General features: G+C 59.0%; 8 protein-coding genes and 1 pseudogene. 2 read left to right on the top strand and 7 right to left on the bottom strand.

Annotated features, from left to right (window positions below):
• Positions 1 to 285 precede the first annotated feature (285 nt).
• The 4 genes from H1Y01_RS07295 to H1Y01_RS07280 are packed head-to-tail and all read right to left on the bottom strand — an operon-like array spanning position 286 to position 6038.
• Positions 286 to 1428 (bottom strand): glycosyltransferase family 2 protein, encoded by a 1143-nt coding sequence (locus H1Y01_RS07295; protein ID WP_180539782.1) that lies wholly within the window; start codon positions 1426 to 1428, stop codon positions 286 to 288.
• Positions 1428 to 2666 (bottom strand): glycosyltransferase, encoded by a 1239-nt coding sequence (locus tag H1Y01_RS07290; RefSeq protein ID WP_180539781.1) that lies wholly within the window; start codon positions 2664 to 2666, stop codon positions 1428 to 1430. The genes H1Y01_RS07295 and H1Y01_RS07290 overlap by 1 nt, the downstream gene beginning before the upstream one ends.
• Entirely contained in the window at positions 2663 to 4600 is a 1938-nt protein-coding gene (asnB, locus tag H1Y01_RS07285; RefSeq protein WP_180539780.1) for an asparagine synthase (glutamine-hydrolyzing), read from the bottom strand. Before asnB ends, H1Y01_RS07290 begins: the two co-directional genes overlap by 4 nt.
• Before the next feature lies 1 nt (position 4601).
• Entirely contained in the window at positions 4602 to 6038 is a 1437-nt protein-coding gene (locus tag H1Y01_RS07280) for an O-antigen ligase family protein (RefSeq protein ID WP_180539779.1), read from the bottom strand.
• Positions 6039 to 6198: 160 nt separating this feature from the next.
• Here H1Y01_RS07280 and H1Y01_RS07275 point away from each other — a divergent pair, with 160 nt between their 5' ends.
• Together H1Y01_RS07275 and H1Y01_RS07270 are read left to right on the top strand one after the other, a co-directional pair.
• Positions 6199 to 6690, top strand: coding sequence for a hypothetical protein (locus H1Y01_RS07275; RefSeq protein ID WP_180539778.1), 492 nt, complete (start codon positions 6199 to 6201; stop codon positions 6688 to 6690).
• A 326-nt stretch (positions 6691 to 7016) separates the two neighbouring features.
• On the top strand, positions 7017 to 8108 hold the full coding sequence (locus H1Y01_RS07270) for a glycoside hydrolase family 18 protein (RefSeq protein ID WP_180539777.1): 1092 nt from the start codon (positions 7017 to 7019) through the stop codon (positions 8106 to 8108).
• A 123-nt stretch (positions 8109 to 8231) separates the two neighbouring features.
• Here the strand turns inward: H1Y01_RS07270 and H1Y01_RS07265 are convergent, their stop codons facing one another.
• From H1Y01_RS07265 to H1Y01_RS07255, 3 genes and pseudogenes are all read right to left on the bottom strand, one after another.
• The gene (locus tag H1Y01_RS07265) at positions 8232 to 10127 is read right to left on the bottom strand and encodes a YncE family protein (protein WP_180539776.1); all 1896 of its coding nucleotides are present in this window, start codon (positions 10125 to 10127) and stop codon (positions 8232 to 8234) included.
• Positions 10128 to 10211: 84 nt separating this feature from the next.
• Positions 10212 to 11219: a UDP-glucose 4-epimerase GalE gene (gene galE, locus H1Y01_RS07260; protein ID WP_219341353.1), complete on the bottom strand. Its 1008-nt coding sequence runs from the start codon at positions 11217 to 11219 to the stop codon at positions 10212 to 10214.
• Between the two features lie 10 nt (positions 11220 to 11229).
• Positions 11230 to 12138 (bottom strand): annotated as a pseudogene (locus tag H1Y01_RS07255) (hypothetical protein); the annotation flags it as partial.

Below are 12138 nucleotides of genomic sequence, written 5' to 3'. Positions count from 1 at the left end.
AGACCAAACGTAAAACAGGACGTGCCGCCAGGATCGTGCCAACCCCCGGTTTTGACCCCTTTTGTAAAGGGCGGGAGCCAACCGAACGCCTTTAGGAGTCACCCGCCGGAATAAATCCGGCTGGAACTAGCACACCGGCGTTGCTTGAGCCGACCCCCTGCATTTTTGAAGTGTTGGATCAAAAATGAGGAGCCAGCAAGAGCTCAACCGGCACGCCCTTGGGACATAATAACGCGCCCGCCCCCGGCAACGTTCTATGGTGTCGGCAGGTGGGGGATACGCGGTCTATCCGTTGACCTTGCGAACCTGCGTTTCTTTCCATAGCTTCTGTGGCGCGACGAAGAAAACCCGCATCGCCAATAACGAGGAGATCACCAATACCACGAACGTCCGCACCAGGCTCGTTGCGCGTTTGAAGGGCAGCCATTCGGGAAGCACGGAATCGAGCGCGGCGATCGAATAGAACGCAACTTGACCCAGGAACAACCAGATGTTGAAAGGAGCCGGTAAGCCCAGGCTCGCCACAAGCATCACAATCAGTAGCCAAGGCAATGCCAACCGTCCGAACTTCGCCGATACCCAGTGGAAACGCATCGGGTTCTGCCGCCGCAGCATCTGCGGATAGAGGCGCAGGATCTGGAATAATCCCGCTTGCGTCCTCACTTTGCGACGGAATTCAGACTGCAAACTGGTCGGGTAATCGAAGGCTTGCGCCGATTCCTCCAGGATGAGCCGGTAGCCACGAAAGAACGCAGCCAGCGGCAGATAAACGTCATCGAGGAGCGTGTCGGCCGGGATCGGGACCGCAAGCGCCCGCCGCATTGCATAGAACGGGCCGTTGGCGCCGAACGTAGACCCGATCGCGCTCATACCCTTGCGCAGCGCCACCTCATATTTCCAATACAGCCCCGTCGAACCCTCGCCGTCCGTTTCGCCATCCAGAATGCGAAGTTTCCCGCTCGCCGCGCCCACCTTGGGATCGCCGAAACACTTTACCAACTGCCGCACGCTGTCCCGCGCCAGCTTCTGACGAACGTCGGTGAGTACCAGAATCTCGTTGCGCGCCTTGGCGATGCCGAAATTCAACGCGGTCGCTTTCCCGCCGCGGGGAAGCCGCCACAACTGGACGCCGCGCTCGTAGTAGGTTCGAGCAATCTCGTCCGTGCGGTCCGATGAGCCGTCCGAAATGACGATGATTTCAACCAACTTGCGTGGATAGTCGAGCGCCAGGATGGAATCCAGCTTATCGGCGATGAAATTTTCGCCGTTGCGGACCGCAATCACAATAGAAACGGGCCGCAGCACATCGTCTTTCAGGATCGGGCGGCGGTTTGCCCGGCTGAGCAACGCCAGCAGCACAGGGTACCCGGCCACCAGATAGACCACCAGTGCCGCGCTTGCAACGAATAGTGTGGTTGCAACGCCCATTATGGTTGCCGCGAGGCTTCGAGTATATCCTCAAACCGCTTGGCGACAGACTCCCAGGAGAAATTCCGGCTCACCAGATCGAGCGCGTTCCCGGACATGCGCTCCCTATCGGCGGGATCGTTCAGAAGCTGTACGATCGCTGCAGCGAACCGATCCGGCGTGTCGGCCAGCTTGATGTTTTCGCCATCGCGAACCGCCAGTCCTTCAGCGCCTACAGCGGTTGCCACCACCGGCACCCCCGCAGCCATCGCCTCGTAGATCTTCAGTCGCGTGCCGCCCCCGATGCGCAAGGGAACCATCGCCACGCTCGCGCCCCACAGATAGGGTCTTATATCCGGAACCGTCCCGGTCACCCGCACGGCGCCGTTCGACGCCCCGTTGGACGCCCCGTTCGACGCCCCGTTCGACGCCCCATTCGACGCAAACGCCAGGATCTCGGGCGATGGATTCCGCCCGGCAAACGTTAACGTCGTTCCCGGCCGCGCGTCCAAAATCCGGGGGAAGACCTTGCTCATGAACCAGCGCGCGCCGTCGACGTTCGGCAGCCAATCCATCGCCCCCACGAAGATGAGATCGGTGGTTGGCGGCGCGCTCGCCGGACGGCGGAAATAGTCGATGTCGACTCCGGTAGGAACGTGGTCCACAGCCGCAGCGCCGAATTTCAACCGGAACGCAGCGGCATCTTGCGGCGAAACCGCGATCACGCGTTTCACGGCGCGGCACGCGGTCTTCTCGTAAGCCGCCATGCGCCGCGCCTGCGAAGCGAAGTAGATCTTGCGCGGCCCGGAAGCGTGCTCGGTGTGCCGCCGCCAGATATCGGACTCCACATTATGTTGAAACAGCACGCACTCGGAAAGATCGGCGAAGTTCGGGGTAATCGAGAGGAAATCCGCGACCGTCGCGTCGAATTTCTCGCGCGCCATCAGACCGGCGATTTTCACCTGCATCGCACCGGAACGGTAGCGCCCCACGGCTAGCGGCAGCGGCGAAAACAGGTTCTTCCCCAGCTGCCCGAAGAACTGCGGCGACCCGCGCGCCGGCACCGGCCGGTCCACGGAATGCACATGCGAGGCGTACTCACCGGCCCGTGTACGCCCTTCCGGTGTTGCCGGATCGTCGTAAGCGACGTAATGCACCTCATGCCGGGAATGGATTCGCCGCAGCATCTCTAATGTCCGGATCTGCCCGCCGCGATTGGTTGGATGGAGGAAATCAATCTTGGCCCAAAGAATCTTCATGCGACCGGTTGCGAAAGCCGGCTGCTCATCCAGCGCTCCCGGTTTCGGTTCAGGAATACGTCGCCCCAAAACTGCAGGTTCAGCAGATTCCAGATGCGATCGGTCGCGTCTTCCACGCCTTCGCGATGGCGGCGAATGAGGTCGCTTACCGCCCCGCGATCCAAATATTGCGAAACGAAGCCATCGCGCTCTTCGAGGAACTCATAAAGCTCGGCCGACTCCGGATCGTGCAGCCAGGATTTTAGCGGTGTCGGAAAACCCATCTTTTCCCGGTGGACAATCTCCGGCGGCAAAAGATCCTTCACGGCTTCCTTCAGCGCATATTTCGCGGTGCGGCCGCGCAGCTTCAGATGCGCCGGCATGCCGCTGGTGAACGCGACAAACTCATGATCGAGAAACGGCACGCGGCTCTCGATCGAAGCCGCCATACTCATCTGATCCTGCTTCATCAGCAGTTCCAACAGATAGGTTTTCTTGTCGGCAAACAGCATCTGCTCCAGGGGATTGAGCGCGTCGGCCTGTTGGAAGAAGCGCAGGAAGTTGTCGTACGCCCCGTGCGCTCCGCCGCGCAGCAGCGATTGCTGCTCGTCACGCGAGAAAGCGCCATAGAAGTTGGCGAGGTACATCGATTCCAGATCGCCGGTCCGCCCCAGTACCGTGTGGTTTACCTTGCGGCGCAGATCGGCCGATAACAGGGACGACGACGCGATCCGGCCGCGCACCATCCGGCGCAGCGTTTCCGGAACCAAGCGGTAAGCCGACCAGGCGCGCCGGTTCATCAATTGGTAGGCGTAGCGCCCGTAACCGGCGAAACACTCGTCGCTTCCTTCGCCGGTAAGAACCACCTTGACGTGTTCCGCCGCAAGGCACGAAACGAAGTAGAGCGACACGCTGGAGGGCCACGCGATCGGCTCATCCTCATGCCAGATCAAATGCGGCAGCGCGGCAAAGAACTCGGCGCGCCCGACCGTTACTTCGTGATGATCGGTTCCGATAATGTCCGCAACCGTTCGCGCCCACGGGAGTTCGCTGTATCGCTGTTCCGCGTAGCCGACGGCAAACGTCTTCGCAGGCGCGGAAATCTTGCGCTGGAGAATCGCGGCGACAGCCGACGAATCGAGACCGCCCGAGAGGAACATACCCAGCGGCACGTCGCTCATCAGATGCGATTCGACCGCTTGTTCGAGACGCGCGCGCGTTTCCGCAATCCACTCGGAATCGGATAATTGCCGCGTGCCGGGCTGGGTGGGCAGTTCCCAGTAGCGCTCGATCCTGGGCTGAAAATGGTCGACGGAGAGTCGCAGCGAATGCCCCGGCAGGAGCTTGCGGATGCCGCGGAAAAGCGTCTCTTCACCGCTTCCGTATCCAAACGCCAGATACTCCGGCAGCACCGACTCTTCGACAGCCGTCGAAACCGCCGGATGCTCCAGGATCGCCTTGATTTCCGAGCCGAAGACGAAGTTCTCCGCGTCGCAGTAGTAATAGAACGGCTTGATTCCGAGCCGGTCGCGCGCGCAGAACAGCTCCTTCTTCTCGCGGTCCCAGATGGCATAGGCGAACATCCCGCGGAGGCGTTCGAGCGAAGCCGGTCCGTACTCTTCGTAGGCGTGGAGAATGGTTTCGGTATCGCAATGCGTGCGGTAGACGTGTCCGAGTCCCCGCAAAGGACCGGCCAGAGCGGCGTGGTTGTAAATCTCGCCGTTGAAAACGATGGCGAGCCGCTCGTCTTCGTTGAACATCGGCTGTGCGCCGAGCGCCGGATCGATAATGCTCAGCCGCCGGTGGGCCAAACCGCAAAACCGGTCGAGAAAGAATCCGTCGGCGTCGGGACCGCGATGGCGGATCTCTTCGGCCATGCGGCGCAGCACGGCACGCGAGTCATGGCCGGAGTCAGGAAGTGCTTTCCGGGATACGAACCCGGCAATACCGCACATGTCAGCGCACTCCCGGAGCCATGGGCGTGCCGATCCGCCGGATAGACGGCATGGCGATCCGCGCGGCAGGCATGAAGGGCGCGGGCTTCGCCTCGCGTGTCTCCCTTGCCATCTGGTCTTTAGTAAAGAGGTCGAGCGCAGTGACCAGCGCAGCCATCAGCGGAAACTGAAACGTATAGGCGCTCGGGCTGAACAACATGCAGGTAACAAATCCGACAAACGAATACAGCAGTGTTTCCGAAACCTCGCGGGCGATCCCGAGATCTTTGCGGTTGCGCGTGAACTTACCGATGCGGAGTAACGCTCGAAGGCAAAAAACCAGCACCGACGTGTAGAGGATGACGCCGGGAATACCGGTCTCCGCCATCACCAGTAGCAGGAACGAGTGTACCGGATGCCACCCCATGACCTTTCCTTCGCTAACCGCCAAATCGACGGCGCAGGGAGCGAACTGAAACATGCCGACGCCAAAGATCGGGTTGTGCGCGGTGAGCAGAAACGCGTACCGGATCAACTCCACGCGGCCCTCTTTGGACTCGTCCGCGCTGTCGATCACGTTCGCTTCCTGTTCATTCACCGTTCTTTCATTCAACGCGCTGCCGCCCAGAATGGTCGAGTAGCGGGCGCGCAAATCACTTGAAAGCAGCAGCGGACCGACCGCCGCCATCACCACCGCAACCGCTGCGATGATTAGCCGGTTTTTCGCCGTGGTTCTGAAGAACAACAGGACGCCCATCGCCAGTAGCGCAATCAACCCCGCGCGTGAACCGGTCTTAAGAACCACGAACAGCAGCACTGGAATAACCAGCCCCGCAAGAAGCCGCAGGAGGCGCGCGCGCCGTTTGTCGGCGGCAATCTGAACGATAAACGGCAGCCCCAGAATGAGCTCCATCGCCAGATCGTTCGCATTGGCGAACGTGCCCCCGCTGAACGACAGACGACTATCGGCCTCTGAATTAATTCCCATTCGAAAGGAAAGGAACACGATCACGCCCGTTGCCAGAGCGACACACGTGAGCGCCTTCCGCAGTTGCCCGAACGAGCTGATCAACGCCGCCAGGATTACATATGTGAGATAGGATTTTAGCCACGAATCCGTAAGCGCGTGGAAACTACCGCCGCGCCAGGAGCTGAAAGGCAGCTCGAAGATCACCCAGGCGCTGAACGCCGCCAGAGCGATTCCAATCCTGGTCTGAAAGGCGCGACGCACCGCCACGTTGAGGGCGGTGCAGACCAACCCCAGACAGGCGGTAATCATGGCCAGATGAAAGTGCTGATTCGGATCGATGAACTCAGCGGCGCGGCTGATTAGCAGGAATAAATACACCTGCATCACGTAAAAGCCGAATTTGTTTACAGGGTCGCCGGTATCCAGCACGCCGGTGGGCGCGGTTGCTCGGGGGGCGCTGCTAATTTGTGGAGAAAACGCGGGCGTCAACCGGGTAGTCCTTCGGGGGTGACCTTTATCCCAGACCGAGTGTAGCGCGCGACGGCCATCTCTCTGTGCATCTTCTCTTAACTACTTACAGCACAATTTCGGGCAGGTTCGATATATCCCCAACGTGTTAGGACCCCGACGTGCAAATGGAGACATTCGTATGAATCGTAACCGGATCATGCTCGCGATGCTGGTGCTGGCAGTCTGCATCGGCGTGTGGGCGGCGGGCCGTGACCGGGGAAATTCCGGGAAGCCCGATTTTGCCGGCCGGTGGGAGCTTGACATGAGCCGCTCTTCGCTCGGCAAAATGAAACGGCCCACGCGCATGACTCTTGAAGCCATGCATCATGGCGACACCCTGCACGCGATCCAGACCTCCTACTACGACCAGGCGGGCGGGCCGGACACAGTGGAAGGCGATTGGTTCCTCGACGGAAAAGAGCACCCGCTCGGCTCCGACGGCCAGATGATCTCGATGAGCAAGTGGGACGGCAACACTCTGGTTGCGGAACGGAAATCGAAGGACGGCAGCGACGACGAGACGATCCGGCTGACGGTGTCGTCGGATGGCAAGACGGCCACGGAATTCATGGCGCTCCGAGATCCGAACGGAAGCGATAAGCGCAAGCTCGTTTGGCGGAAGAGGGGCTAGGCCCGCAGCGCGGCAATCAACGTCAACACTGACTCCCCCTCATCAATTTTCACGCTACGCGCCGGCACGTCTTTGTAGTTGGCGGCATCTCTTTCGGCATTACAGCAATGACAATCACCGCTGAGCTGGTCATCGTGCTCGATTAGGGATCGCTATTGGCGAAAAAAGTTTTGCTGCGCAGGAGGGGTTGATTGCGACGCGCGCACCCCGGTGGAGTAAGATCAACCGAAACGAACGCGATCGCTCCACGGAAATTCCAATCTATGTGGAATTAAGGACTCTGAATGTAAGTTCCCGGTCGTGATTCGTGTATGGAGAAGTGAGTTATGAGCGACGACGCAACGAAAAGGCTTGTTGGCTACTACGAAGCTGGAGACATCGGCGCGAAGCAGTACTTCGTTACAGACATTCCGGGCGATCTGTTGACCCATGTGATTTACGCCTTCGCGAACGTGACGGTGACTCAGTCGGGCGCCGCCGTCGTTTCCGTGGATGCCAAGGACGATGGGATCAATTTCCCCCTCCTGTCCACGTTGAAGACGAATTACGCGCAGCTTCGGGTGCTGATTTCGGTCGGCGGAGCCAATCACTCTACAAATTTCTCAGCCGTCGCGAGTGACGATGGACTTCTCACGCAATTCGTCCAGTCCAGCGTGCAGTTCATGACAGAAAACGGCTTCGACGGTATCGATATTGACTGGGAGTTCCCTGGACCCGAAGACAGCGCGAACTTTACAACGCTGCTGCAGCAACTGCGGGGTCAGTTAGACGCTCAAGGGGAAGCCGACGGCTGTCATTATCTCTTGACGATCGCGGCTCCGGCAGGGCAGCAGCACATCGTGAATCTGCAGTTACCGCAGATCTATCCGGTGGTCGACTGGATCAACCTGGAGACCTATGACTTCAGCACCGCTTCCAGTCATAAGACAAATTTCGTCGCGCCATTGTTCACTGAGAAGGGAGATCTAAACGTCGATGCGGCGGTCAAGAGCTATCTCGCGGGTGGCGTACCGGCCGATAAGATCGTCCTGGGTCTCCGATTTGTGGGGACAGGCTGGCAGGGAGTTCCGTCGACGAATAAGGGGTTGTATCAGTCCGTCACGGGCCCCGCGCCTGGCACCTGGGATAAGGCCGGGAGTGCGCCAACCGGCAGTCTCGGCTACCAGGATATCGAGGACAACTACCTGGGCACCTACACGCGCAGTTGGGATAAAGAGGCGCAAGCCCCCTGGCTCTATAACGCCGACACCGGGATCATGATCAGCTACGAGGATCCGCAATCGTTGACCGCGAAGGTGAACTATGCAGTATCCAACGGGCTGGGGGGCGTCATGATCTGGGAGTTAGGCTCCGACGATAGCGCGGGCACGCTAGTGAATGCCGTCTCGACGGCGCTTTCTCAGGCCCTATCTGTTTGAGACACCGGAGTTGTTATGTCGACAGGCAGCCCACAGGTTTAGTTTGGTCATAATGGAAGGCCATTGGTTCCTCGATGAAAGAGCATCCGCTCGCTCCGGTAAAGTAAACGCGCTGACGAGTCGCTACGGAACGACAATCAACGGGCCGACAGCGAAGCCCAGATCAAGGTAAGTTGTTTGGCCGGTTGCTATGTTCAGAAAGCCCACGCTGTCGCCATTTGTACCGCCGGAGAACACGAGATTCGTTCCATCGGGCGAGAGCGCCATGCTGCTTGCGGTAAGTGGGAATTGGTTTATCAATTCGCCTGTAGTGGCATTGACTTCCAAAATACTGTAAACCGCATCGACAGGCTGTGCGATTACCGACGCCCAAAGCGTTGTTCCATCCGGAGAGACCGCGACGGAGTTGAACGAGCACGAACCGGGGAGGGTCCAAACATTGGTCACTGTGGCGGAAGCTATATCAACCACATTTATCTGGCACGGTCCGTCGTCCGTCCCATTCGGGACGTACACTGTGTTGCTATCCGGTGAAAAAACACCATCGCTGGTATTTGCGACTGCTACTTGGGAGACCAAGTCATTGTTGGCTGTCGAGTAAATGCCGATCCCCCCTCCATCTGTGCTATTCGCTATGTCGCCGTTGCAGAGCGATCCTCTTCTAAAAACCAACGTTTGTTGGTTCGGCGAGACTGTGGGACCCCCGTCACTATCAAAGCAATCTGATACACTCGGCAGCGTCAAGGGTTTCCCTATCTGCCCCGTCTCCGGGTCAATTTCCGTAAACAGGAGTTGGTAAAGGGTGTAAATCCCGCCGCGGGTGACCGCAACCGTATTAACAGAGAGCGCTAACCCTGGCTCCGCCTTTCCATTTGCTTCGATCTCATTCACTCCGGCGGCTGTAAATGCGTAAACGAACTTACCCGACGGCGCAGGCAGCAGGCTTACCCCACCGCTTCCGACCGGTCTCTTTGCCACTAAAGCCTCGCTTTGCCCATCGACGATTGACACGATGTTGTCGATATAGTAAACGAACAGAGTCGTACCTGCGTAGAAGGCAAACCCATCGGCGAATTGGCCAGACTGCTGGATCACGTCGAATGAGCTGGGATCCAGCGTCTGGATCTCCGTTCTCCCGATCACATCTTTCGCGCTGCCGACGCTAACTCCCAGAGCCGTCACTTGGGTTCCGTCGGGCGAAAGAATCCCGTACCCCACCGTTGTCGTTGTCGCGGTGACGGACCGGCCGGGGACGTCGACCACTTGGAGCGCCGACGACTCGGACAACAAGGCCTTGCTTCCATCCGCGGAAACGCTGATTGTCCCCGGCGTAGCATCGATTGGCACGGCTGCGAATTGGGAGTTCGTTGCCATATCGATGAAATAAAGATCACTAGCGCCCCCGGCGAGTAGAGTACTTCCTGCCGCTGCGAGCGACCGCGCAGCCAAAGGTATGCTTGCCGTGATTTCTTTGGTGGAGAGGTCAACCACCTGTATCTGCGAGCCATCCGTCAGGTACAGTTCCGATCCGTCTTGAGATACAACCGCGCCAACCGTGTTCGATACGTCTGAGAGGGTCGCCGCGCTTTCGAGTTTCAAAGCGGCAACACTATAGCTCGACAGAGTGCCGTTGCTCACAACATAAAAGAACCTTGATTTCGGATCAAATGCCGCAACCGGGCAGTCTGCATTGCAGTATTGATTCACGTTGCCTAGAGGGAGGTTCGCCAATATCTTCTGGGTGGACGCACTAACGACGGTCACAAAGCCACTCGGGCTAGATGTGTAGGAACCACCCGCAATCCAGATCTCCGATCCATCAGGTGAACCGAGCGCGGCGCTACCGCCGGAGGGTACTAATGAAAGCGGGCCGGATTTGCCGGTCGACGGGTTATAGCTCGCGATCGATGAGGGCGGGAAGGCGTTATAGGTGCCCGCTACGTAAACGTGATAGTCCGCATCCGCGTGAGCAAGCAGAAATGCACTGAAGAAGAACAGCGAAAAAAGGTGCGTTCTCATGGGTAGTCGCCGCTAAAGTAGCAGATCGACTGTATCACAAGGTAAAGGATCTACCAAGAAGAGACGGTACCCGGCAAAACAGATTTACTCCAGCTGCTTTTCCCGCTTTTGTTCGAAATTCCAAGCGGTTCGTACGATGTCATCCAACTTAGTAAACTGCGGCTTCCATCCCAGTGTTTTCTGAAGCTTCTCGGAACTCGCCACCAGTTCAGGGGGATCGCCTTCGCGCCGCGGACCGTAAGTCACAGGAACCTTCTTGCCCGTTACGCGCTCAACGGAATCGATCACCTGCTTCACCGAAAATCCGATGCCGGTGCCCGCGTTGAACTTATCCGATGCGCCGCCGCTTAGTAGATGTTGGACCGCAAAAATGTGCGCCTGCGCAAGATCGGTTACGTGGATGTAGTCGCGAATGCAGGTGCCGTCCGGCGTCGGGTAATCGGTCCCGAAGATGGTCGCCGGCTTTCCCGATTCGACGGCCTCCAGCAACAGCGGGATCAGGTGCGTCTCGGGCTTGTGCTCTTCGCCGCGGCGGCCTTCCGGGTCCGCGCCCGAAGCGTTGAAGTAGCGCAGGCAGACACTCCGCAGTCCGTGGATCAAATCCATCCATCCGAGGATCTTCTCGACCATCACTTTCGATTCGCCGTACACGTTCACGGGCGCGTACGGCATCGTCTCGACGATCGGAACCTTATCCGGCATCCCGTAAACCGCGGCGGTCGATGAGAAGACCAGGCGCTTCACTCCGGCGCGCATCATCGCGGTAAACAGGGAGAGCGATCCGCAGGTGTTGTTGTGGAAATACATCTCCGGCTTATGCATACTCTCGCCGACGGAAATGAAGGCGGCGAAGTGGATGACGGCTTCGGTGGGTTTCTCGCGCAGCACGCGCTCGACGGCGTCGGTGTCGAGCACGTTCAGCTCGCGCAGACGTCCCGGCTCGACGTTATGGCGGTAGCCGTAAGACAGATCGTCGACCACGACTACGTCGTAATCGAGGCTCAATAGTTCCAGAACCGTGTGGCTGCCGATGTATCCGGCGCCTCCGCATACAACAATTCTTTTGCCCGCGCCGGATTGGATTGTGCTCACATCAGCGATTCTATCTGTTGGCGCGCCGGCCCACGCGGAGATAGAGAATCGTGTTCCGCGTGCGAGCGAACTCCTGATAGTGGGTTAGCCACTCGCGCAGCTCCGGATAGCTTTGCATGGCGAGTTGCGGGTTGTAGAGACTGAGGCCGTCGGCGATGAAATCCGGTTGCGAGTCGGCGAGTTCGCGGCGCGCTTCCGCCGTGGTTCCGACGCGAACGGGGGTAGATTGCGTGAGGTGTCGATCGGCTGGAACGCCGGTCATGGCTTGGGAGTCGAGATAGCGCGACGCCGCGCGCATACCGGTATAGACGAAGATATCGGGCCGGTATCCCCAGACGTATAGCGTGTCGTTCGGTCCAGCCATCGCGCGGATTTGCTGCGCTGCGTTAAAGGAATCGCGGTCCATGGCGAGATCGGGCCATGCCGGGTCGTGATTGAGCGCGAGGATGATGTAGCGCGGGCCAAAGCGGACTAGCGGGATGAGGAGCAAGAGGGCGAGTGCAAGCCGCCACCGCATTCGCATCCCGGCGAAACCTTGCGCGGCCAGCAAGACGAGCGGCGGTAGAAGAAGAAAGAAATAGCGGGGGAAGAAGCGCGCGCCCATCGCTGCTCCGACGAATGCGAGGCCGGTCCAGACTGCCCAACGCCAGCGCGGGTTGCGCCAGAATGCACACGCCGACGCGCCGAGAAGCGCCGCGTGAAATCCGGACCAGTTCAGCGTCCGGATGAGACCGTTCCTCAGTGGATCAGCTACGTGCGAACTACCCGCATAGATCGACGGCCAGGTCCAGACTTGATCGACATAACTGCTCCACGCCCCTGTTCCAATCAGCGCGGCTATAGCGACGATCACCGGCAAGCTGAACCCGACAGCAAGAGGAAGTATGGACGGCCATAGAAACAGAGCGCAAGCCGCCAG

This window comes from Nevskia soli (assembly GCF_903970205.1).
GTDB lineage: Bacteria > Acidobacteriota > Terriglobia > Bryobacterales > Bryobacteraceae > Bog-113.
This window is presented reverse-complemented; position numbering and strand designations above follow the sequence as displayed.

Bases quoted from the DNA above. Each gene is read 5' to 3' on its own strand.
- asnB (WP_180539780.1), bottom strand. From the start codon at position 4,600: ATGTGCGGTATTGCCGGGTTCGTATCCCGGAAAGCACTTCCTGACTCC.
- H1Y01_RS07295 (WP_180539782.1), bottom strand. From the start codon at position 1,428: ATGGGCGTTGCAACCACACTATTCGTTGCAAGCGCGGCACTGGTGGTC.
- H1Y01_RS07270 (WP_180539777.1), top strand. From the start codon at position 7,017: ATGAGCGACGACGCAACGAAAAGGCTTGTTGGCTACTACGAAGCTGGA.
- H1Y01_RS07265 (WP_180539776.1), bottom strand. From the start codon at position 10,127: ATGAGAACGCACCTTTTTTCGCTGTTCTTCTTCAGTGCATTTCTGCTT.
- H1Y01_RS07290 (WP_180539781.1), bottom strand. From the start codon at position 2,666: ATGAAGATTCTTTGGGCCAAGATTGATTTCCTCCATCCAACCAATCGC.
- H1Y01_RS07275 (WP_180539778.1), top strand. From the start codon at position 6,199: ATGAATCGTAACCGGATCATGCTCGCGATGCTGGTGCTGGCAGTCTGC.